The sequence below is a fragment of the Pedobacter jeongneungensis genome (assembly GCF_039538295.1).
Lineage (GTDB): Bacteria > Bacteroidota > Bacteroidia > Sphingobacteriales > Sphingobacteriaceae > Pedobacter > Pedobacter jeongneungensis.
The window spans coordinates 89,539-111,523 of record NZ_BAABBY010000007.1 but is presented as its reverse complement, the minus strand read 5'-3'; the positions used below and the strand labels follow the sequence as shown (position 1 = coordinate 111,523).

Genomic DNA, 21,985 nt, shown 5'->3' with positions numbered 1-21,985 from the left:
TTTTAAGGTAGGAAAAAAACTGACAGTTCTTCTGCTTTTATATCTATACCAAAGGGATTATAAGATGGGAAAGCTTTCCTTTTTTGCAGGGAAATGAGTTAAACGAAGAAGTAATAAAAGGACTTTCAGATCAGTATAAAAATTAATAATAATGGAGGTTACGAAAAATAACCGTACCTTTGCAGCCCGAAATAAATCGGTTAGTAGTTGATAGTCAATGGCTGATAGCCAAATAGTTTGAGCAGCTTGCATAAACATCACGACCGTTAACTATAAGCCATTAACTATCAATAGAACACCCATGAGTAATATTATAGCCATCGTAGGCAGGCCAAACGTAGGCAAGAGTACCCTTTTTAACAGACTAACAGAAAGCCGCAAAGCGATTGTAGATGACATGAGCGGCGTAACCCGCGACAGGCACTATGGCGTTGGCGAGTGGATTGATAAACATTTTACGGTAATTGATACCGGTGGTTATGTGGCCAATTCGGAAGATGTTTACGAAGCGGCTATCCGCGAACAGGTAATGATTGCCATCGAAGAGGCCAGTGTTTTGATCTTTATGGTTGATGTAACTACAGGCATTACAGATTTGGATGATGATATAGCACAAGTACTCCGCAGAAGTAACAAGCCGGTTTATGTAACCGCAAATAAGGTAGATAATACCGCTTTATACAACGAAATCCATACTTTTTATGGTTTTGGTTTAGGTGAAGTTTATCCATTGTCATCGATGACAGGTTCTGGAACAGGCGAGTTATTAGATGAAATCGTTAAAAATTTCGAAGATATTCCTGAAGAGGAAAACCAGTTACCAAAAATTACCATTGCAGGTCGCCCGAATGTGGGTAAATCTTCTTTGGTTAACGCTTTAATTGGTAAAGAACGTAATATCGTTACTGCAAATGCAGGTACCACCCGCGATTCAATCAAAATCCATTATAACCAGTTCGGTCACGAGTTTATGCTCATCGATACTGCCGGATTGCGTAAAAAAACCAAAGTAAAAGAAAACCTGGAGTTTTATTCGGTAATGCGTACCATCAAAGCTTTAGAAGAGGCAGATGTTGTGGTGTTAATGATCGATGCTGTAGAAGGGATCGAAAGCCAGGATATCAATATCTTCCATTTGGCTGAAAAGAATAAAAAAGGTATCGTTATTTTGGTTAACAAATGGGATTTGATCGAAAAAAATACCCAAACCATGAAAGCTTTTGAAGAGCAGATTCATGAGCGTATCCGTCCTTTTACCGATGTGCCGATTGTATTTACCTCTGTATTAAACAAGCAACGTATTTTCAAGGCAATTGAAGCGGCTTTAGACGTTTACAAAAACCGGAGCAAGAAAATTCCTACATCTAAGTTAAATGATGTAATGCTGCCATTGATCGAGAAATTCCCACCTCCGGCATTAAAAGGAAAATTCATTAAAATTAAATATATCACTCAAATTAATGCGACTTCGCCTATGTTTGCCTTTTTCTGCAACCTGCCACAGTACATTAAAGATCCGTATAAACGTTTCATCGAGAATAAACTGAGAGAGAATTTTGATTTTTCCGGAGCACCGATTCAGATTTATTTCAGACAAAAATAATTTAAGGTTGAGGTTTGAAGGTGTAAGGCCTGATTGCCTATACCTAATAACATAATTAACAGGGCTGTTTCTTTTAAGAAGCAGCTTTTTTTGTTGTTAATTACAGAACGGCATCATCCTCTTTGACATTACTCCATTCAAGACGTCATTTCGACTGGAGCACAGCGAAACGGAGAAATCTAACTCGAGATAGATCTCTCGACTTCGTTGCACTTCGCTCGAGAAGACGATAACTTAGGGAAGCTATCTTATTAAACCTTTACCCCGAAATGACGAAATAAAATTTACCCTTATATTTGCCCCATGCAACTACAAGTACAAAATAGCCTGTCAACTGATATCGATACGATTTTTGAATTTTATGATATGGCTATTGCCCATCAGAAAAAGGTGTTTAACAAGCACTGGCAAGGCTTCAGCAGGGAAATGGTACAGAATGAAATTGATGAAAACCGACAATACAAAATCCTGGTAGATGGCGTTGTGGCCTCTGTTTTTGCCGTTACTTATAATGATCAGTTGATTTGGAAAGAGCGCGATCATGATGCGATTTATATCCACAGGATTGTAACTCATCCCGAATTTAGAGGCTATTCTTTTGTAAAGGAAATTATTAAATGGGCTAGAATTTTTGCTGTTGATAATGGCATTAAATTTATCAGGATGGATACCTGGGCTGATAACGAGAAACTTTTGGAATATTATACCGGTTGTGGCTTTGATTATGTTGGTGTGGCTACGATGGAAAAAACCGATGGATTGCCCAAACATTATGAAGGCATCAGTTTAAGTTTGTTTGAAATTGTGTTGTAATACATTACAAACGTGCAACTTGCTCATTTGCTTTATAAATGCGGATAAACACAAGATTTATTCCGTGGTTATCCGTGCCTCCGTGGCAAATTACTCAGCGTAAGCAAACATTATTTCAATTCTATTTTCCAGCTCAGCATATCATCAACTTCTCCGATATGGATAAAATTGTTTTTTTCTAAAATAGAATAAGAAGCCACATTATCTTTCGTAGTTGCCGCGAAAACCGATTTCACTTTAGGCTGTTCTTTTGCCCATTCGATAATCCTGGCAACAGCCTCTGTCATAAATCCCTGGCCTCTAAATTCTTCATAAGTACCATAACCGATTTCTATTTCCCCGTTTGGATCAGGCTCGCCAACAAAGCAGATATCGCCTACCATCCTATGATCAGGCTTAGAGATAATGGTCCACAAAGTATGGTAGAGATAATCTTTGTCTTTATCAAAAACATTAGGCAGAATGGTTTGCTCTAAAGCATCATGCAGGGAAGGAGAGATATTTTTTTTAGTTGGTAAAAGATCAAATTCTTTTTCCAGAGAATGATCGTCTTTAATATATTTTAAAAGTTGGTTATGCGTTAAAGGCTTTAAAATGAGGCGTTCCGTTTCTATCATGTTTGAGATTGTTAGACAGACTAATATAATGGTCTGGCTTGTAAATAAACAAAATTTTAGATCAAGCTTTTGTTAAAAATAATGATGCGTCAGCTGTTTTGGTAAAGGAAGTTATTCTTTTAAAATTTAATAAACTTTAATCACCTGTCCGGTAACAATGCCCAGTACACTTTTTTCAAAAGCTTTAACCACTTTCTCCATCGTCACCGGAATTTCCCCTGGGAATGAATCAAAATACGCCGGAGAATCTTCAACCACATTTGGGCTGATCGCATTTATACGCACCTCATTTTCAAGTTCCGGGGCGGCTGCAATTACAAAAGAATTTAAACCGCCGTTTACTGCGCTGAGTACGGCGCCGGCAGCTATCGGATGATCGGCCAATATTCCTGATGTTAATGTAAACGAACCGCCCTTGTTAATGTAATGCTGTCCGATAAGCACCAGATTAACCTGGCCCAATAATTTATCCAGTAATCCTGCTTTAAATTTTTCGCCGGTCATTTGCCCTACAGTTACAAACGGGCCTTTTCCACTCGTACTGATTAGCGCATCAAATGCACCGATTTTTTCGAACATGGCTTTGATAGATGCTTCATCTTTAATATCAACCTGAACATCTCCTTTGGTATTTCCCACACGGATTACTTCATGTTTTTCGGCGAAAGCATCGGCCACCTTTTTGCCTAATGTTCCTGTTGCGCCCACAATTATTATTTTCATATGGATCTGTTTAAATGTTTACCGTTACCTATTGGTATGTTATTAAACACTAAGCTGATTTAAAAGTTTTTGTTGATCAGTCCTGTAATATCATTTCTGCTTTTAAATCGTTGATAAAAAGATCGATATGAGCCTCGCTTACATTGGGCATGCAGATGATATGAGAATTGCCCTGTTCTGCTGCCAACTGCCATTTTTTGCAAATCGGAGCAGATGGGGTAGGGAAGTTCACGGTAATGGCATTCGGATTCCGCCATGCGGCTATACCCATTTCTTTAAGTTTCTCTTCGGTATAAGCTGCTGTTGCCAGACTGTGCATGGCCCTGTCTTTTAAACCCTCAATCCCCAGTCGTTTAATAGTGTGCCATAAAAATAGTGGACTATGCCCGTTTCTTGATCCGGTAATTGTGGTATCTACACTTCCTATATAAGCCACGGAACGGGCAATCCGGTCGCGGTTCGATTTTTTTGCCACTACTACGCCACAAGGCATCGGCGAACCAAAAAACTTGTGCCCGCTAATCGCGATACTGTCTGTACCATCTTCAAAGTCGAAAGCTGGCCTGGGCTCGATCAAAGCACTATAGGTTCCTGATAATGCAGCGTCGGCATGAATGTAGTAATGCTGTATGGCCAGTTTTTTTAAAATGGTTTTGATTTTAGCCACATCATCACGGGCCTCGGTCATCGTGGTACCGATATTGGCCATAATAATTACCGGCATGTGGCGGTTCATCCTGATGGTGTGTTCAAGATCTTCGTAATCAATTTCGCCGTTTTCCTGCGAGCGGACCACAATATTGCCCATATTAAGCAGGTGCAGGTTTTTTTGTACGCTGTAATGTGTGGCTTCGGAATAATAAACCATTCCTTTTGGATACAGTTCTCTGGCCAGGTATAAACCATACAAATTGCCTTCTGAGCCGCCATTGGTAACATAACCCCACCAATTATCTGCCGGAGCGCGGAAAAGTTCAGCAAAAAACTTTACGACTTCTTTTTCCAGTTCGCGCGATCCGACACCATAGGTAGAAGTTACAAAAGGATCACCCAGGTTATTCATCGGGTATTTTAAAAAATCAGCTAATGCCTGATAATCAAAATCCTTCGAAACCGGATAACCTAAAAATAAATCGGTTTGTTCCTTGATTTTTTCTAACAGATTATTTAATACTTCCTGATCTTTTGCCTGTAGTTCTTTTGCATCCATAAATGATATGATTTGCAGGCAAAATTAGATAAATCAAAATATAATATTAACAATTGTGTTTAAATAAGAATATTATATTGATTTATATATTTTATATGAAATTTAAATCTGGTTAGAGCTGATGATTTAACCTGTGCGAAGTATAAAATATGGCTATTGCAGGTTAAGCAATGCCTGCCTTACCGCGTTATCGGTTTGGTTTGCTGCCTTGTAATAACCAACATCGCCTAAATAGTACCTGCAAAGCAGCGCTTTCAAATCATTTAAGATTACATTTTTTGCACTGTATAATTGAAAACGGTCTATAGGGACATTTTTGCGTTGAAGAAACCCGATAAAATCTTTAAAATCGTTATCGTTTATGGTGAAAATGTTAATGTACTGTTCAACAAAGCTAGCGCTGTATTTGGTGGTTAGTACATTAAATACATAATCAGAAAGTACTTTTTTACTCACCAGATTACTGTAAAATTTATTGTAGCCGGTAGTATCCAACTTCACAAATACATCGGGCTGAATTCCGCCTATTGGTTTAATCTTTTTAGAAGGCTGAACGTTTACCCCTTCTGTTTTTTCGATAGAATCCTGAAAAGAAGTACGGTCGCCGGTAAGTTCTCCGTCCATCATGCGCTCATCCAGTTCGTGTTTGTAAGCATCATAGCCTTTTTTGTAAGATTTCTGGATGCTTCGCCCTGATGGCGTGTAATACCTGGCAATGGTTAAATTAAGTGCAGAGCCATCGCCAAAGGCAAATTGCTCCTGTACCAAACCCTTACCAAATGAGCGGCGACCAACAATAATGCCCCTTCCTAAATCCTGAATGGCTCCTGCAACAATTTCACTGGCTGAAGCTGTATTTTCATTGATCAGCACAGCAAGTTTACCATTTTGAAAGGCACCTGTTCCGGTAGAAAAATAATCGGTGCGGGGTTCATGTTTACCCTGTGTATATACAATAAGTTTATTTTCTGGTAAAAACTGATCGGCTAAGCCAGTTGCAGCGGTAAAATATCCTCCACCGTTATCACGCAGATCGAGGATCAGCTTTTTCATGCCTTTTGCTTTCAGGTTGTTTGCCGCAACAGAAAAATCGTTATCGGTATTGGCGCCAAATTTACTGATGCGCACATAACCTGTTTCATTGTTGATCATGTAAGCAGCATCTATACTGCTGATGTTTACTTTGCCACGGGTAACCATAATGCGGTTGCTCTGCTGTGCATTGGGGTGTAAAAGTACCACACTTACTCCTGTGCCGGCCTTACCTTTAAAACGGCCAGTAAGCTGATCTTTTGGTAAATTTCTTCCGCTTACTATAGCGGTATCGATACTGAGGATTTTATCGCCCAATTTTATACCTGCCTGGTAAGCCGGACCGTCTTTAACCACGCCCGTAACCATCATGGTATCATTAAGCATGTAGTATTCTATACCCACACCTTCAAAATTGCCTTCAAGGTTATCGGTCATATCCTGTGCATCGGTTGGCGGCAGGTACACACTATGTGGATCGAGTTGATGTAAAACACTGTCTATCGGTAAATTTTGAAGCGAATCGGTATTGATGTCATCAACATAATTGCCATTGATGATGTGCAGGATTTCATTTAATTTTTCGTCGCTGTTAACAGCAAGCTGCGGGCTTTTTTTTACGCCAAAACCCTGGTCTTTAATAAATTTTATGCCCAAAAACATACCCGCTATTAAAATTACAGAATAGCTCGTGGCAATCAGTATGTTATTACGGGTATTTTTTTTCATCAGCGTTAGGCAAATTTATGAAAATTAGCGGGTTGATATATTTTTTAACTGCATTTTCGTGTCTTTTGTTTATAATTTTTAACATTAATTAACGCCAGGAAGGAGTTCGTTGAAATTTGTGAGATATATTTTTGATTTTTTAGGGTAGATTTTAGAAAGAATTTACCGAATTTTATCAAAATTAAATTTATGGACAGAGTTACCGAGCAAGAATCCAATTACAGCCACATCGATCAGATGTCGGTATTGGAAGTTCTGCATGGCATTAATAACGAAGATAAAACGGTTGCCTATGCCGTTGAGAAATCTTTGCCTCAGATCGAAAAATTAACAACGGCAGTTGCCGGACGGATGAAAAAAGGTGGCCGTCTTTTTTATATTGGAGCAGGTACCAGTGGTCGTTTAGGTGTGGTTGATGCCTCAGAGTGCCCTCCAACCTATGGTGTTCCTTTTGATTGGGTTGTTGGCATCATTGCTGGTGGTGATACGGCCATTAGAAAAGCAGTAGAATTTGCAGAAGATGACGCCGAACAGGCCTGGAAAGATCTTCAGGAATTTAACATCAACGAAAAAGATTGTCTGGTAGGTTTGGCTGCTTCGGGTACCACACCTTATGTGATCGGTGGATTGAACACGGCACGCAAACATGGCATTTTAACCGGTTGTATTGTTTGTAATACCGGCGGACCAATAGCTGCAGAATCGGATTTCCCGGTTGAAGTGGTGGTTGGACCTGAGTTTGTTACCGGATCTACCCGTATGAAATCGGGCACGGCACAAAAAATGGTTTTAAACATGCTGAGTACCACCGTTATGGTTCAGCTGGGGCGCGTAGTTGGCAATAAAATGGTCGATATGCAGTTAACTAACCATAAATTAGTCGATCGCGGTACACAAATGGTTGCCGACGAACTGAATATTGGCTACGATGAAGCCGCCGAATTGTTAACCCGTTACGGAAGCGTACGTAAAGCAGTAGAAGCAGGACACTAAAAATGATAGAATGACGAAATGAGGGAAGGATGGAATGACGAAATGAGAAAATTTTGAATGATGGAATTTGGGAGTAGCTTTTAACATTCACTCATTCAAAATTCATTCATTCGATAATTTATTTATCTCTCATTCAAAATTCAATCATTCAATAATTTGTCTGTTCAATCATTCAATAATTAAAGTATATGCACGAGATAGAGCCTTATTACCAGTGGAGAGATGATTATATTTCGGCAGAAGACGAGCGTTCGCCGTTTTACAATACCGAATATTCGGAGCTTTATTTTGATAAGCAGATTTATAACTTTTTATTGCACCCTCAGTGGGACGAGTTTGGTTCGAATACGCTTTACATGAAGGTGTTATATGCCGATTACGACCGGAGTTATGCCATTATAGAATTTATAGGGGAGTGGAACGATGCCATTAACAACGACATTATGCTGCTGAAGCGCGATATTTTAGAGCTGATGATGGATGAAGGCATCAATAAATTTATCCTGATTGGCGAAAATGTATTGAATTTTCATTCTTCTGACGACAGTTATTATGAAGAATGGTTTCAGGAAGTAGAAGATGGCTGGATTGTTGGGGTAAACTTTCAGGAACATGTAATTACCGAATTTAGGGGCAATAACATCGATTATTACATTAACTTTGGTGGCGCTTTTGATCATTTGCCATGGCGCACCTTAAAACCCCTGCAATTCTTTAAAAAAGTTGAAGAACTGCTGACAAAAAGATTGAACTAAATATTTATCTTTCGGATTGACAATGCCTACATTATTTATAATTTTTGGACTTCGTTTCTTCTTTTATTCAAATGAACATTTGCCTATTCATATACATGTCAGAAATGCAGACGGTGAGGCTAAATTTGAAGTAGAAGAAGTTAAACTTGTGAGTAATAAAGGGCTAAAAAACAAAGATATTAATCTTGCACAATCTTTGATAGAGGAGAATAGAGAAATTATTATTGCAAAGTGGCACGAATATCATGGAAAATAAAATAAAAGTGTGGTTTGAAAATAATCATATATTCATTATGACCTCAACAGGTGAAAGTAAAAGCCATCCATTAAGCTGGTTTCCAAAACTATTAAATGCCAGTGATAAGGAGCGGGAAGATTATCATATATCACCCTTTGGAATACATTGGGAAAAAATTGATGAGGATTTAAGTTTCGAAGGATTTTCTTCGTTCAATAAATAATTGCTAAAATAAATTTAAAAATGGAACAACAAAATTATCAATATCAGGACAACAGTGTTTTTGTACAGGGAAAATCTGTTTCTAAAAAATTCTTTGCAAACGTATTCTTATGGATGTTCGTTGCATTAAGTTTATCTACCGTAGCTGCTTATCTTTTTGGTACAAATGAGCAGTTAATGCAGTATCTGTTAAATATTAATCCTGCAACCGGAAAAGTAAGTATGTCGATCTTTGGCTATATCGCTATGTTTGCGCCGCTTGGCCTTGTTTTATTGATGGGTTTTGGTTTAAGCAGACTATCATTGCCCGCGTTAATTGGCGTATTTGTGCTTTATTCTGTACTAACCGGAGTAAGTTTAAGTTTTATCCTATTAACCTACACATCAGGTTCAATAGTAAGCTGTTTTGCTGGTGCGGCAGGTATATTTGGCATCATGGCAGTTATGGGTTACACTACTAACATCGATCTAAGCAAGTTTGGGCCTATTTTAATGGTAGGTGTAATTGGTTTAGTAATTGCGAGTGTAATTAATATGTTTATCCAGAGCGAACAATTTAGCCTGTTTATGGCTTTTATTGGTATTGCAATATTTACAGCATTAACTGCTTACGATGTGCAGAAAATCAAAAGAATTGGAGAAGGGATTGAGGCCAGTGGCGAGCAGGTTCTTCAGGTAGAATCTAAAAAAATGGCTATTGTTGCCGCTTTATCTTTATACCTTGATTTCTTAAATATCTTTCTTTTCTTACTACGTATTTTCGGTAACAGAAGATAATAATGAATAAGTTTTTGGCAATTGCGGGTTTTCTATTAATTGGTGCTTGCATTCAGGTGGTGATCACTATTTTTATAACTGATAACGTCTTTGTAGTAAGTTCTGGCAGTGGAATTTGGATGAGCTATATGGTAGTTTGGTATAATAGAAAATATCATAAAAAGGTAATCTGCTAATTTCAAAAACAGAACAATATTCTAAAGGCTGTGCAGAATTGCATGGCCTTTGTAATTTTATTTGGTAGCAAAGCGATAAATTTTGGAATTGATGTAGCTTTGTTGCATTTTTGTACGCTTATTAAGAAAGACGGAGGGATTAGACCCAACGAAGTCTTAGCAACCTGTAACCATACAAGGTGCTAAATTCTATCCCGGATAAATTCGGGACCAGATAAGTTTAGGATTACGATTCACGTACCAACTTTTTAGATAAGCCTTTTTTTGAGATTTGAGATGATAGATATGAGATTTGAGTCATAATTTGTGCTTAATAATTCTCATATCACATGTCTCACATCTCATATCTAACAACTAGAATGAGCATAAGAGAAGAATTAGAGAAACGTATTTTGGTGATTGATGGTGCAATGGGTACCATGATTCAGCGATATACCTTAACCGAAGAAGATTTTAGGGGAGAGCGATTTAAGGACCATCCCTGTGATGTAAAAGGCAATAACGATTTGCTTAACATCACGCGTCCGGATATTATAAAAACGATACACCTGGAGTATATGGCGGCTGGTGCCGATATTATCGAAACCAATACCTTCAGTACCCAGCGCATTTCCATGGCCGATTACCAGATGGAAGACCTTTCTTACGAAATGAGTTTTGAAGGTGCACGGGTGGCAAAAGAAGCTGCAAATGAGTTTATGGCGGCAAATCCTGATCGTAAATGTTTTGTTGCCGGTGCCATTGGTCCAACCAACCGTACCCTTTCTATGTCGCCAAATGTAAACGATCCCGGTTTCAGGGCGGTTTATTTTGATGAACTCGAAGAAGCCTATTACGAACAGGTACGTGGCCTGGTAGATGGTGGTTCGGATGTGTTACTAATCGAAACCATTTTCGATACTTTAAATGCAAAAGTGGCCATTGTGGCCATTAAAAAATATGAAGAGGTAATTGGCCGTAAACTCGAAATCATGATTTCGGGTACCATTACCGATGCCTCTGGCAGAACGCTTTCTGGTCAAACTGCCGAAGCTTTCTTAAACTCTGTAATGCACGCAAAACCATTAAGTATCGGTTTTAACTGCGCTTTGGGTGCAAAGGAAATGCGTCCGCACATTGAAGAGTTAGCGGCAAAAGCCGGATGTTATGTTTCGGCCTATCCAAATGCAGGTTTACCGAACGAGTTTGGTGCGTATGATGAACAACCACACGAAACGGCTCATCTGGTGGATGATTTTATTGCCTCTGGTTTTGTAAACATTGTGGGTGGCTGTTGTGGTACTACACCTGAGCATATTGGCTGTATTGCCAAAAATGCAAGAAAAGCTGAACCCAGGAAAATACCTGTACTGGAGCCTTACATGCGTTTAAGTGGATTAGAGCCGGTAACCATCACTCCAGATAGTATTTTTGTAAATATCGGCGAAAGAACCAATATTACAGGTTCTCCAAAATTCTCTAAACTGATTTTGGGTGGCGATTACGAAGCTGCATTGGCCGTTGCTTTGCAACAGGTAGAAGGTGGTGCACAGGTAATCGATGTAAACATGGATGAAGGGATGTTGGATTCGGAAGCGGCAATGACCAAATTCTTAAACCTCATTGCTTCAGAACCTGATATCGCCAAATTGCCCATCATGGTCGATTCATCCAAATGGTCGGTTATTGAAAATGGCCTGAAATGTTTGCAAGGAAAAGGAATTGTAAACTCCATTTCTTTAAAAGAAGGGGAAGATAAATTCCGTGAGAGTGCCCGTAAAATTATGCAATACGGTGCTGCGGTTGTGGTAATGGCTTTTGATGAACAAGGTCAGGCCGATAATTACGAGCGCAGAAAGGAAATCTGTAAAAGAAGTTACGATATCCTGGTACACGAAATCGGCTTTCCGCCTGAAGATATTATTTTCGACCCGAATATCTTAACTGTAGCAACAGGACTCGAAGAGCATAACAATTATGCTGTCGATTTCATCAATGCCACCCGCTGGATTAAAGAAAACCTGCCTTATGCCAAAGTAAGCGGTGGGGTTTCGAATATTTCGTTCTCTTTCAGGGGTAATAATACCGTTCGGGAGGCCATGCACTCGGCATTTCTTTATCATGCCATTCAGGCTGGTTTAGATATGGGAATTGTAAATGCGGGGATGTTGGAGGTTTATCAGGAAATTCCGCCTGAACTGTTAGAAAGGGTAGAAGATGTATTGTTAAACCGAAGAGAAGATGCAACGGAGCGTTTGGTAGAATATGCCGATACCGTAAAATCGAAAGGTAAAGAGGTTGTTAAAGATGAAGAGTGGAGAAAAGGCTCTGTTGAAGAAAGGTTATCGCATTCTTTGGTGAAAGGAATTGTGGAGTACCTGGATGATGACGTGGAAGAAGCCCGGCAAAAATACGCCCGCCCGATTCAGGTAATCGAAGGACCATTGATGGATGGAATGAACATCGTAGGTGATTTATTTGGTGCCGGAAAAATGTTCCTGCCCCAGGTGGTAAAATCAGCGAGGGTAATGAAAAAAGCTGTAGCCTATTTATTGCCATTTATAGAGCAAGAGAAATTAGATAATCCCGATCAGGATCAGAATTCGTCGGCAGGTAAAGTATTAATGGCCACTGTTAAAGGCGATGTGCATGATATTGGAAAAAATATTGTGGGTGTGGTACTCGCCTGTAATAACTTTGAAATTGTAGATATGGGCGTAATGGTTCCGGCACAGGAAATCATTAAAAAAGCCAAAGAAATTAATGCCGATATTATTGGTTTAAGTGGTTTAATTACCCCGTCGCTGGATGAAATGGTTCACTTTGCAAAAGAAATGGAGCGCGAAGGTTTTACCATTCCATTAATCATAGGTGGCGCCACAACTTCGAGGATCCATGCTGCAGTAAAAGTAGCTCCAAATTACTCCGGACCAGCCATCCATGTGCTGGATGCGTCAAGAAGTGTAACCGTTTGCAGCACTTTAATGAATCCTGATACCAGAGACGAATATATTGCAGGCATCAGGGCAGAATACGATAAAGCACGCGAAGCACATTTGAACAAGCGCTCGGATAAACGTTTTAAAACGATTGAAGAAGCACGCGAAAATAAATTTAAAATCGATTTTCAGCCTAATCTGCCTGTTCCGGAATTTACCGGTACAAGGGTTTTTGATAATTATCCTTTAGAAGAACTGGTACCTTATATCGACTGGACACCATTTTTCCATACCTGGGAACTCAGGGGGAGTTATCCGAAAATTTTTGATGATAAAAATGTGGGCGATGAGGCCAAAAAACTTTTTGATGATGCACAGACTTTGTTAAAGCGCATCCTCGATGAGAAATTATTGACCGCGAGAGCCGTAATTGGTTTCTGGCCGGCAAATGCAGTAGGAGACGATATCGAGTTGAGAGTTGAGGGTGCTGAGTTGGGAGACTCCAAACTCCAAACTCCAAACGCCAAACTAGTCAAAATTCATACTCTCCGCCAACAGGCCGAAAAAGTAGATGGCCAGCCTTATTACGCCTTATCTGATTTTATTGCACCAAAAGAAAGCGGCATTCAGGATTATTTCGGTGGTTTTGCCGTAACGGCAGGTATTGGGATTGATGAGCTGGTAAATGAGTTTGAATCCAATTATGACGATTACAACAGCATCATGGCCAAAGCACTGGCCGATCGTTTGGCAGAGGCCTTTGCAGAACGCATGCACGAGCGGGTACGTAAAGAGTATTGGGGTTATGCACAGGATGAAAACCTGAGTAACCAGGAGCTGATTAAAGAAGAATATGCAGGAATCCGTCCGGCACCAGGTTATCCGGCTTGTCCGGAACATACCGAAAAAGGAACTTTATTCCAGTTATTGGATGCTGAAAATAAAATCGGTTTGCATTTAACAGAAAGTTATGCCATGTATCCTACAGCAGCGGTAAGTGGATTTTATTTCGCTCACCCTGATTCGAGGTATTTCGGATTAGGAAAAATAACCAAAGACCAGATTGAAGATTATGCCATCAGGAAAAATATGCCGGTTGAAGAAGTGGAGCGATGGTTAAGTCCGAATTTAGCTTATTAACCTATCACTTTGTCATCCTGCGTGCAACGAAGGATCACTAAATGAAGAACATATAAATTGATGCTTGCAGTCGTAAAGAACAGGAACTGCAATATGCTATAATGCTTTATTGCATTCAGCATGACAACCAAACTACGGTATGAAGATTACAGACCATATAAAAAACGCAAAAGGTAAAACCTTATTCTCTTTCGAATTATTACCACCTGTAAAAGGGCAAAGTATTCAATGGATTTACGATGCAATAGAGCCTCTGCTGGAATTTAATCCTCCTTTTATTGATGTAACATCGCTTCGCGAAGATTATATTTATAAAGAGCAGGCCAATGGTTTGCTTCAAAAAGTATCTTACCGCAAACGTCCGGGTACGATTGCTATCTGTGCGGCCATTATCCATAAATATAAGGTTGATGCCGTTCCGCATTTAATCTGCGGTGGATTTACTAAAGAAGAAACTGAAAATGCGCTGATCGATTTACAGTTTTTAGGTATCGATAATGTTTTGGCATTGCGTGGTGATGCCCGAAAAGCAGATGGAAATTTTGTGCCAACTCCTGGCGGACATTGTTATGCAACAGATTTAATCGAACACATCAAAAACCATAACGAAGGTAAATTTTTGCACGAAGACGTAGAAACCTTTAAAAGTGATTTCTGTATCGGTGTTGCCGGTTATCCTGAAAAACATTTTGAAGCACCAAATATGAGTACCGATTTCAAATATTTGAAAAAGAAGGTAGAAGCCGGTGCAGAGTTTATCGTAACACAGATGTTTTTCGATAACCAGAAGTATTTCGATTTTGTAAAGAAATGCAGAGAGAACGACATTAATATTCCCATTATACCAGGATTGAAACCGATCAGTACCTTATCGCAGTTAAATGTGCTGCCTAAAATTTTTCACATTGATTTACCTGATGAATTAACCGATGCACTTTCTCACGCTAAAAATAACAACGAGGCAAAGGAAATTGGTACGGAAGCGATGATTAAACAATGTAAAGAACTGATTGATTTTGGCGCTCCGGTATTACACTTTTATACGATGGGTCGCCCTGAGCAAACCAAAAAGATCGCAAAAGCTATTTTTTAGTAGACTATTCGTTAGTCGGGATTTGCAATCCCGTCTTCAGATATCTTTTTGTGGATTTAAAATCCACAGTACAGTTCGACGAGATTACAAATCTCGACGAGCAAAAAAGCTATTTTGTATCGTAAGGGTATCGTTTTTCTTTTTCCTTAAACAAGATTACTATGAATAATTTAAATATTGACGAACAAAACCTCGATGTCATACTCGCCGGGGTTAAACAACAGGGAATTGATTATTTAAATCAAATTCATGAACGGTCGACAGCCAGTTCGGGTGATGTGGAGATTATTGGTGATTTAAACGAGCAAGGTACCGGAGCCATTGAAGCCTTAAAACAATTTAATCAGCGTTTTGAGCCCATTATGGTGGCTTCATCTGGCCCGAGATACTGGGGTTTTGTAACCGGAGGAACAACACCTGCTGCTATTGCAGGCGATTGGCTTGCAACTATCTACGATCAAAATACACAAAGTGCAAATGGAGGCGGAGACATTTCTGCTACAATCGAACTGGAAACCATCCAATTATTACTATCACTTTTTAACCTGCCTAAAGATTTTTTTGGTGGATTTGTAACGGGAGCTACTTTATCAAATTTTACTTGCCTTGCCGTCGGCAGGCAATGGATTGGTAAACAGCTGGGTAAAGATTTTGCGAGAGAAGGGCTTTCCGGCAAGGTGAATATATTATCCGCTACGCCACACTCCTCATCAATAAAATCTTTATCGATGTTGGGTTTGGGTAGTGGCAATGTGATACAGGTAAATGTATTGGCAGGTAATCGCGAAGCGTTGGATGCTGCCGACCTGGAACTGAAAATACAAGCGCTACATGGCGAACCATTCATTTTAATTTCTAGTGCCGGAACAGTAAATACAGTCGATTTCGATAATTTTGAAGCAATCAATGCATTAAAAAATAAATACAATTTCTGGTGGCACATTGATGCCGCCTTTGGTGGTTTTGCAGCTTGTTCCCCTAAATACAGCCACCTGGTTAAAGGCTGGGAAAATGCCGACAGTATTACGGTTGATTGCCATAAATGGTTAAATGTACCTTATGAAAGTGCCGTATTTTTTGTGAAAGAAAAACACCAGTTGTTGCAGGTAGAAACTTTCCAGAATTCTAATGCGGCTTATTTGGGTAACCCCATGGAGAATTTCAGTTATTTAAACTTCCTGCCCGAAAATTCCCGACGTTTAAAAGCTTTACCGGCATGGTTTACCCTCACCAGTTATGGGAAAGCAGGCTATCAGGAAATTGTAGAAAGCAATGTTGAAAACGCTTTACAGTTTGCCAAGTTTATAAATGAGAACCCAAATTTCGAATTATTAGCTCCTGTTCGCTTAAATACAGTTTGCTTTTCTGTAGCAGATGAAAGTTTAGTTTCACCATTCTTGACTAAATTAAATGCAAGCGGAAAAGTATTTATGACGCCAACTTTTTATAACGGCAAGAAAGGAATTCGTGCTGCTTTCGTAAACTGGCGGACAAAAGAAGAGGATGTTGAGCTGGTTACTGCAATCATGGCAGAAATTCTTACAGAACTTTAACCTATATTTTATTGTTTTAAAAGCATACAGCTTATATTTGCAACAATGAAATTTTATGCTTTTAAATACGTGATCATTGCCTGCATAGCGCTAACTTTTTGCTTAAAAGTGAGCCATGTAATGTCGTATTTAAGCTATTCTACTGATCATATTGAGTTTTCATTCATAAATGATGATGCAACAGAAAAGGAAGAAAAGAAGGTAGAAACTGAATATGCAGTGTATCAGATTGCATTTGAGGAAGGAGTTTATTTTCCACTTCAAACTTCAAAAAAAGTCATCATTCCCGATCATTCCTTTCAGTTGGCATACTTTCCTGAAGTTTTAACCCCGCCTCCTTCCGCATTAAGCATATCTTAATCTAAATACGCTGTTTCACAAAATGTGAAACCAATAATCCATTTAAAATTTATAAAAAACAAGATATGAAACGAGCAATTTCATTTGTAGTGCTATTAATCGCTGCATCTTTAAAAATAAGTGCACAGGAAGTTGTGCAGAACAATGTAAAACCTGTAGAAAATGCACTGAGTCAGGTAACTAAACTCCAGCCCGTAAGTTTTAATTATGATAAAACCTGGGCCGATAAATTAAAATTATCTGCAAGGCCACAATATGGTTTCGTTGGTGCTGATGCTAAAACTGCTGTCCCGGAAATCGTTTCAGTACAGGCTAAAGACTATCCGGCAGGTAAAAATGCATTCAAAAGTGCAACCATTACCAAAGTTGATTACGAAAGTTTGGTGCCGCTGTTGGTTGCCAGTATAAAAGAGCAACAGCAACAAATTGAAGAACTGAAGCGCGAACTCAGAACTTTAAAGACACAAAATACTAAATAATAAAAATCCCGGTGAGAACCGGGATTTTTTGTTCCAACATTAATTACTGAAAGTAAAAAAACAGTAACTAATCTGTGGTTAAAGCCAGCCAGTACAATTATTGGACTAGCTTTACCCGGTTAAATAATATCAATATATAAATGAATAACAAAATTGCTGAAAGCCAGTCCCGACCAAATTACGCCGTTCCTCTCGTTACCATTACTCTTTTATTTTTCATGTGGGGATTTATTACCTGCATGAACGATATTTTGATTCCATATTTGAAGCAGCTTTTTAAATTGAGCTTTTTTGAGTCGATGCTGGTGCAATTTTGTTTCTTCGGAGCCTATTTTGTAGGCTCGTTAATTTATTTTTTAATTTCTTATACCAAAGGCGATCCAATCAACAAAGTAGGCTATAAAAAAGGAATTCTTTTTGGGATTGTACTGGCCGCCATTGGTTGTGCTTTATTTTTTCCGGCAGCAACCTATTCTGTTTATCCATTGTTTTTAGGCGCTTTATTTGTACTTGGCTTAGGATTCACGGTTCTGCAGATTACTGCTAATGCCTATGTTTCACTGTTAGGCCCCGAAGATAGCGCTTCAAGCCGTTTAAATTTAACGCAGGCCTTTAACGCTTTTGGAACAACCATTGCCCCTATTTTAGGGGGGCATCTGATTTTCGAATTCTTTTCCGAAGCTGATGGGAGTTTCAGCGCTTCTGCTACACGAATTCCCTATTTAATATTTGCAGTGATATTGCTGTTGGTAGGTTTGCTTATTTTTTATGTAAAACTGCCTTCTTTTCAGCCTGAAGAAGAAGAACAGGTTAAAGGCTTAGGGGTGTTAAGATTTCCACATTTAACCAGAGGAATTATTGCCTTATTCTGTTACGTTGGAGCTGAAGTGGCTGTCGGAAGTTTTATCATCAGCTTTTTAAGACTGCCCGAAATAACAGGTTTAGATGAAGTGGTGAGTAAGAATTACCTCTCTCTTTATTGGGGCGGGGCAATGATTGGCCGTTTTGTTGGATCAATTTCACTTAGCCATACCTTAAGTCAGTCGAAAAAAGTTATTTATATGCTGGGAACCGCAATTTTGGTATTTGCCTTAATTTATGGTATTGTTGATTTAACTTTTGCACAGATCAGTTTCTTCCTGGTATTTATTGCCTTAAACTTTTTAGGATTTTTAATTGGTAAATCTGCACCGGCAAGAACCTTAGCTATTTTTTCTGCTATAAATGTATTGTTGTTAATATCAGCAATGGTAAATAAAGGAGAATTGGCGATGTATAGTGTTTTAGGAATCGGGATTTTCAATTCGATTATGTTTTCAAACATTTATACCCTGGCGATTGCCAAACTGGGCGCTTATACCAGTCAGGGATCTTCGTTATTGGTAATGGCCATTTTAGGCGGGGCAATTATGCCGCTTATCCAGGGGGCCGTGGCCGATAAAATCGGTGTTCATCATTCATTTATACTGCCATTAATCTGTTACCTGTTTATCTTGTATTTCGGTATTTATTGCTCAAAAAGATTGAAAGGAATAGAGCAGACCAGCATGAAATCGGGGCATTAATCTAAGATACGTCATTCCCGTGCAGGCGGGAATCTTAGTGTCTAAACCAGTTTTAGGAGTGAATCATGAATTTATTTTTATAATAAATCGTCATCCCGACTGTAGCGCAGCGGAACGGAGGGATCTATCTCTAGACAGATTTCTCCGCTTCGTTGCACTCCGCTCGAAAGGACGATCAGGCTATTTACTAACCCTCAAGCAAATAATTTTTAAACCCTTCAAAATCCACTTCCAGTTGATCTGCATGTTTGGGTTTGCTTTCCAAAGCTCTTACCTGTTCCGGGATTTCTATTTTAGATGCGATTTCTGCCGGGAAAATATCAGGGAACTTACAGGCATGTGCAGTAGAAAGGAAAACAGCAGCACTTCCATCTGTAGGGTTTTCTTTCCTGTATTTCTCGATAGCCAGATAAGCTATAGCAGTATGCGGACAAGCCACATAATTTAATTTGTTATCGATTTCTTTGATGCCTTCCAATGTTTCATCATCGGTAAAGCGATAAGAAGTAACCACGTTTTTAATGGCCTCAATATCCTGATCGAATAAATCCATAATGCGGACCCAGTTGCTTGGTGCACCAACATCCATGGCGTTTGAGTAGGTTTGTGTAGATGGCCTGGTTTCGTAAACACCACTTTCTAAAAAGCGCGGAACGGTATCGTTCACATTGGTTGCTGCAATAAACTGTTTAACCGGCAACCCTAATTTGTAAGCCAGTAAACCTGCACCAATATTGCCAAAGTTCCCGCTTGGTACCGAGAATACTACATCGCTTAAACCTTGTCTTTTCAGTTGGGCATAAGTGTTGAAATAATAAAATGTTTGCGGGATCAACCTCGAAATGTTAATTGAGTTAGCAGAAGTTAACCGGAATTTTGCATTCAGTTCATCATCTGCAAAAGCTTGTTTTACAAGGACCTGGCAATCATCAAAAGTGCCTTTCACTTCTACGGCCCTGATGTTTTCACCATTGGTGGTTAACTGTAGTTCCTGTATCGGACTCACTTTTCCCTCGGGATAAAGAATGGTAACCCTGGTATTGGGAACACCTAAGAAACCTAAAGCGACGGCTCCGCCGGTATCGCCCGAAGTCGCGACTAAAACATCCAGTAACTGTTCGCCATCCTTTAAGAAATAAGCCATTACACGGCTCATAAAGCGTGCACCAAAATCTTTAAAGGCTAAAGATGGACCATGGAATAATTCCAAAACAAAGGTTTTATCATCTAATTTTACAGCCGGAGCTTCAAAGTTAATGGCATCATCAATTAAAGCCTTTAGGTCTTCAGCCGGAATTTCCTCTTTTAATAAGATAGAGGCTACTTTGTAAGCAATTTCGGGTAGAGTATAGCTCTCTATGTTCTGGATAAAATCAGCTTCAAGCTGCGGAATTTCTACAGGCATATATAAGCCTTTATCCTGCGGCATGCTGTTAAAAACGGCTTCTTTAAAAGAAACACGTAAATCTTTATTGTTGGTTGAGTATAGTTTCATTGTTAATGAGGTATGATAGAAAATGTTATATGGATGATGAAAACCCGACTTGCAAAGTCCATTTTCCATCTTACATTTTCCATGATTACATAACCTTAGGTCCTTCCGCGTTTACCGGAGAAACAAAAGCTTTGCTGTTAATATTTATTTTGTGTAAATGTTGCTGTTGTGATTTGGTTATTCTTCTGGCCGTTTCTTCATCTTTCGTTAATGCGAAAACAGATGGTCCCGAGCCCGAAATTCCGAACCCGATTGCCCCGTTATCCATGGCCAGTTTTCTCATTTCCTCAAAACCGGGGATTAAAATCGAACGGGTAGGTTCTACCAATACATCCTTCATGCTGCGCCCAATCAGGTCGAAATCATTCATGAACAATCCACTCACCAAACCCGCCACATTTCCCCATTGAGTAACCGCATCCTTTAACGCAACCTTACTGCGGATCATCTGTCGCGCATCTTTGGTAGGTACATCAACTTCGGGATAAACTATGCCGGCATACATTCCTGCAGGCGTTGGCAACGAAATTACATCAAGTGGTTCGTAACTTCTGATCAGCACAAAACCACCCAATAAAGCAGGAGCAACATTATCAGCATGACCATAACCACAAGCCAGTTCCTCACCTTTCATGGCAAAAGGAACCAGTTCAGTAGAGGTTAATAAATCGCCCATTAATTTGTTGATGGCAAACAAACCTGCAACTGTACTGGCAGAACTCGAGCCCAAACCACTGCCAATAGGCATTTTTTTGTGCAATTCTATTTCCACGCCAATATCTAAGCGGTTAATGTGCTGCAGGTAATGCTGCACACTAGCACTCACTGTGTTTTTTGCAGCATCTAAGGGCAGGCGACCGTCATCGCCGGTAATTCTTTTAATTACTACTCCGGGCGTATCTGTAAACCGCATTTCAACTTCATCACCAGGTTCGTTTACAGCGAAACCCAGTACATCGAAACCACAAACTACGTTTGCAACAGTTGCCGGAGCGAAAACTTTTATGCTATTTTTCATTATTATTTGGCTTAGCTATATGTTAAGCGGTTATTTGGTTTAAGTGATATTTTAAATGCACAACGTAATCTTCAATAAAATAAGAAAGTGTGCGCAGCTCTGTTTTTCCTTTGCCGGTATCGCAGTTATTTTGGAGCTTTTCTTCCGGAATATTTTCAATTACCCGGCTAATCTGGTAGTTCAATAATTTCCAGAGGGATTTAACCTCACTAATATCAGTTTCCTGATAATTTTGATAGCTAACCCATTCATCCTGATGATAAACGATTTTAACGCCTTGCTCATATTGCCCCACAACAAATCGGCGGATATTATTCGATGCGCTATCGATCAGATGACCCAATAATTCTTTTTTAGACCATTTTGAAGGCAAAGGTTTATCGTTCCATATTTCTTCTGAAATATTTTCAAAATCAATCATGGCTTGGTTTACCAGATTCAGGATTTCATTTTTCTGCGCTAAAACCGGATTCATT

20 protein-coding genes and 1 riboswitch are annotated in these 21,985 nt (G+C 39.3%); of the genes, 13 read left to right on the top strand and 7 right to left on the bottom strand.

Going from position 1 to position 21,985, the window contains the following annotated elements:
* Positions 1-301 precede the first annotated feature (301 nt).
* Both der and ABD769_RS14705 read left to right on the top strand, forming a co-directional pair.
* Positions 302-1,603, top strand: a complete 1,302-nt coding sequence (gene der, locus ABD769_RS14710) for a ribosome biogenesis GTPase Der (RefSeq protein ID WP_344852168.1) — start codon at positions 302-304, stop codon at positions 1,601-1,603.
* A gap of 303 nt (positions 1,604-1,906) precedes the next feature.
* Positions 1,907-2,416, top strand: a complete 510-nt coding sequence (locus tag ABD769_RS14705) for a GNAT family N-acetyltransferase (RefSeq protein ID WP_344852167.1) — start codon at positions 1,907-1,909, stop codon at positions 2,414-2,416.
* A 110-nt stretch (positions 2,417-2,526) separates the two neighbouring features.
* On the opposite strand, the gene ABD769_RS14700 is transcribed toward ABD769_RS14705, so the two are convergent.
* The 4 genes from ABD769_RS14700 to ABD769_RS14685 form a co-directional block, all read right to left on the bottom strand.
* Positions 2,527-3,033, bottom strand: a complete 507-nt coding sequence (locus ABD769_RS14700; protein ID WP_344852166.1) for a GNAT family N-acetyltransferase — start codon at positions 3,031-3,033, stop codon at positions 2,527-2,529.
* 126 nt (positions 3,034-3,159) lie between these two features.
* A complete protein-coding gene (locus tag ABD769_RS14695) occupies positions 3,160-3,756 on the bottom strand; it encodes a short chain dehydrogenase (protein ID WP_344852165.1) in 597 nt (198 codons plus the stop codon).
* A gap of 76 nt (positions 3,757-3,832) precedes the next feature.
* Positions 3,833-4,966, bottom strand: a complete 1,134-nt coding sequence (locus ABD769_RS14690; protein WP_344852164.1) for a histidine decarboxylase — start codon at positions 4,964-4,966, stop codon at positions 3,833-3,835.
* 153 nt (positions 4,967-5,119) lie between these two features.
* Positions 5,120-6,727: a S41 family peptidase gene (locus tag ABD769_RS14685; RefSeq protein ID WP_344852163.1), complete on the bottom strand. Its 1,608-nt coding sequence runs from the start codon at positions 6,725-6,727 to the stop codon at positions 5,120-5,122.
* A gap of 189 nt (positions 6,728-6,916) precedes the next feature.
* Here ABD769_RS14685 and murQ point away from each other — a divergent pair, with 189 nt between their 5' ends.
* The 11 genes from murQ to ABD769_RS14630 all read left to right on the top strand — a co-directional run bounded on the left by murQ (position 6,917) and on the right by ABD769_RS14630 (position 18,996).
* Positions 6,917-7,720, top strand: a complete 804-nt coding sequence (gene murQ / locus ABD769_RS14680; protein WP_344852162.1) for an N-acetylmuramic acid 6-phosphate etherase — start codon at positions 6,917-6,919, stop codon at positions 7,718-7,720.
* Positions 7,721-7,908: 188 nt separating this feature from the next.
* A complete protein-coding gene (locus tag ABD769_RS14675) occupies positions 7,909-8,475 on the top strand; it encodes a hypothetical protein (RefSeq protein WP_344852161.1) in 567 nt (188 codons plus the stop codon).
* Positions 8,476-8,497: 22 nt separating this feature from the next.
* The gene (locus ABD769_RS14670; RefSeq protein ID WP_344852160.1) at positions 8,498-8,731 is read left to right on the top strand and encodes a DUF4160 domain-containing protein; all 234 of its coding nucleotides are present in this window, start codon (positions 8,498-8,500) and stop codon (positions 8,729-8,731) included.
* The gene (locus ABD769_RS14665; RefSeq protein ID WP_344852159.1) at positions 8,721-8,936 is read left to right on the top strand and encodes a DUF2442 domain-containing protein; all 216 of its coding nucleotides are present in this window, start codon (positions 8,721-8,723) and stop codon (positions 8,934-8,936) included. The genes ABD769_RS14670 and ABD769_RS14665 overlap by 11 nt, the downstream gene beginning before the upstream one ends.
* Before the next feature lie 20 nt (positions 8,937-8,956).
* The gene (locus ABD769_RS14660) at positions 8,957-9,712 is read left to right on the top strand and encodes a Bax inhibitor-1/YccA family protein (protein WP_344852158.1); all 756 of its coding nucleotides are present in this window, start codon (positions 8,957-8,959) and stop codon (positions 9,710-9,712) included.
* Between the two features lie 291 nt (positions 9,713-10,003).
* Positions 10,004-10,109: riboswitch (SAM riboswitch) on the top strand.
* Positions 10,110-10,247: 138 nt separating this feature from the next.
* Complete coding sequence (gene metH, locus ABD769_RS14655; RefSeq protein WP_344852157.1) at positions 10,248-13,946, top strand: methionine synthase; 3,699 nt, start codon at positions 10,248-10,250, stop codon at positions 13,944-13,946.
* Between the two features lie 139 nt (positions 13,947-14,085).
* Positions 14,086-15,039: a methylenetetrahydrofolate reductase [NAD(P)H] gene (gene metF, locus ABD769_RS14650; RefSeq protein WP_121284300.1), complete on the top strand. Its 954-nt coding sequence runs from the start codon at positions 14,086-14,088 to the stop codon at positions 15,037-15,039.
* A 161-nt stretch (positions 15,040-15,200) separates the two neighbouring features.
* The gene (locus ABD769_RS14645) at positions 15,201-16,592 is read left to right on the top strand and encodes a pyridoxal phosphate-dependent decarboxylase family protein (RefSeq protein WP_344852156.1); all 1,392 of its coding nucleotides are present in this window, start codon (positions 15,201-15,203) and stop codon (positions 16,590-16,592) included.
* Positions 16,593-16,637: 45 nt separating this feature from the next.
* The gene (locus ABD769_RS14640) at positions 16,638-16,952 is read left to right on the top strand and encodes a hypothetical protein (RefSeq protein WP_344852155.1); all 315 of its coding nucleotides are present in this window, start codon (positions 16,638-16,640) and stop codon (positions 16,950-16,952) included.
* Positions 16,953-17,017: 65 nt separating this feature from the next.
* Positions 17,018-17,431: a tail fiber domain-containing protein gene (locus tag ABD769_RS14635; RefSeq protein WP_344852154.1), complete on the top strand. Its 414-nt coding sequence runs from the start codon at positions 17,018-17,020 to the stop codon at positions 17,429-17,431.
* Between the two features lie 140 nt (positions 17,432-17,571).
* The gene (locus tag ABD769_RS14630; RefSeq protein ID WP_344852153.1) at positions 17,572-18,996 is read left to right on the top strand and encodes a sugar MFS transporter; all 1,425 of its coding nucleotides are present in this window, start codon (positions 17,572-17,574) and stop codon (positions 18,994-18,996) included.
* A gap of 187 nt (positions 18,997-19,183) precedes the next feature.
* On the opposite strand, the gene thrC is transcribed toward ABD769_RS14630, so the two are convergent.
* From thrC to ABD769_RS14615, 3 genes are all read right to left on the bottom strand, one after another.
* The gene (thrC, locus tag ABD769_RS14625; RefSeq protein ID WP_344852152.1) at positions 19,184-20,491 is read right to left on the bottom strand and encodes a threonine synthase; all 1,308 of its coding nucleotides are present in this window, start codon (positions 20,489-20,491) and stop codon (positions 19,184-19,186) included.
* A gap of 85 nt (positions 20,492-20,576) precedes the next feature.
* A complete protein-coding gene (locus tag ABD769_RS14620) occupies positions 20,577-21,509 on the bottom strand; it encodes a homoserine kinase (RefSeq protein ID WP_344852151.1) in 933 nt (310 codons plus the stop codon).
* Between the two features lie 22 nt (positions 21,510-21,531).
* The gene (locus ABD769_RS14615; protein WP_344852150.1) at positions 21,532-21,984 is read right to left on the bottom strand and encodes a DinB family protein; all 453 of its coding nucleotides are present in this window, start codon (positions 21,982-21,984) and stop codon (positions 21,532-21,534) included.
* Between the last annotated feature and the right edge of the window lies 1 nt (position 21,985).

What these genes read in the sequence shown, in the direction of transcription:
- der (WP_344852168.1), top strand. Translation starts at nt 302, where the DNA reads ATGAGTAATATTATAGCCATCGTAGGCAGGCCAAACGTAGGCAAGAGT.
- ABD769_RS14705 (WP_344852167.1), top strand. Translation starts at nt 1,907, where the DNA reads ATGCAACTACAAGTACAAAATAGCCTGTCAACTGATATCGATACGATT.
- ABD769_RS14700 (WP_344852166.1), bottom strand. Translation starts at nt 3,033, where the DNA reads ATGATAGAAACGGAACGCCTCATTTTAAAGCCTTTAACGCATAACCAA.
- ABD769_RS14695 (WP_344852165.1), bottom strand. Translation starts at nt 3,756, where the DNA reads ATGAAAATAATAATTGTGGGCGCAACAGGAACATTAGGCAAAAAGGTG.
- ABD769_RS14690 (WP_344852164.1), bottom strand. Translation starts at nt 4,966, where the DNA reads ATGGATGCAAAAGAACTACAGGCAAAAGATCAGGAAGTATTAAATAAT.
- ABD769_RS14685 (WP_344852163.1), bottom strand. Translation starts at nt 6,727, where the DNA reads ATGAAAAAAAATACCCGTAATAACATACTGATTGCCACGAGCTATTCT.
- murQ (WP_344852162.1), top strand. Translation starts at nt 6,917, where the DNA reads ATGGACAGAGTTACCGAGCAAGAATCCAATTACAGCCACATCGATCAG.
- ABD769_RS14675 (WP_344852161.1), top strand. Translation starts at nt 7,909, where the DNA reads ATGCACGAGATAGAGCCTTATTACCAGTGGAGAGATGATTATATTTCG.
- ABD769_RS14670 (WP_344852160.1), top strand. Translation starts at nt 8,498, where the DNA reads ATGCCTACATTATTTATAATTTTTGGACTTCGTTTCTTCTTTTATTCA.
- ABD769_RS14665 (WP_344852159.1), top strand. Translation starts at nt 8,721, where the DNA reads ATGGAAAATAAAATAAAAGTGTGGTTTGAAAATAATCATATATTCATT.
- ABD769_RS14660 (WP_344852158.1), top strand. Translation starts at nt 8,957, where the DNA reads ATGGAACAACAAAATTATCAATATCAGGACAACAGTGTTTTTGTACAG.
- metH (WP_344852157.1), top strand. Translation starts at nt 10,248, where the DNA reads ATGAGCATAAGAGAAGAATTAGAGAAACGTATTTTGGTGATTGATGGT.
- metF (WP_121284300.1), top strand. Translation starts at nt 14,086, where the DNA reads ATGAAGATTACAGACCATATAAAAAACGCAAAAGGTAAAACCTTATTC.
- ABD769_RS14645 (WP_344852156.1), top strand. Translation starts at nt 15,201, where the DNA reads ATGAATAATTTAAATATTGACGAACAAAACCTCGATGTCATACTCGCC.
- ABD769_RS14640 (WP_344852155.1), top strand. Translation starts at nt 16,638, where the DNA reads ATGAAATTTTATGCTTTTAAATACGTGATCATTGCCTGCATAGCGCTA.
- ABD769_RS14635 (WP_344852154.1), top strand. Translation starts at nt 17,018, where the DNA reads ATGAAACGAGCAATTTCATTTGTAGTGCTATTAATCGCTGCATCTTTA.
- ABD769_RS14630 (WP_344852153.1), top strand. Translation starts at nt 17,572, where the DNA reads ATGAATAACAAAATTGCTGAAAGCCAGTCCCGACCAAATTACGCCGTT.
- thrC (WP_344852152.1), bottom strand. Translation starts at nt 20,491, where the DNA reads ATGAAACTATACTCAACCAACAATAAAGATTTACGTGTTTCTTTTAAA.
- ABD769_RS14620 (WP_344852151.1), bottom strand. Translation starts at nt 21,509, where the DNA reads ATGAAAAATAGCATAAAAGTTTTCGCTCCGGCAACTGTTGCAAACGTA.
- ABD769_RS14615 (WP_344852150.1), bottom strand. Translation starts at nt 21,984, where the DNA reads ATGAATCCGGTTTTAGCGCAGAAAAATGAAATCCTGAATCTGGTAAAC.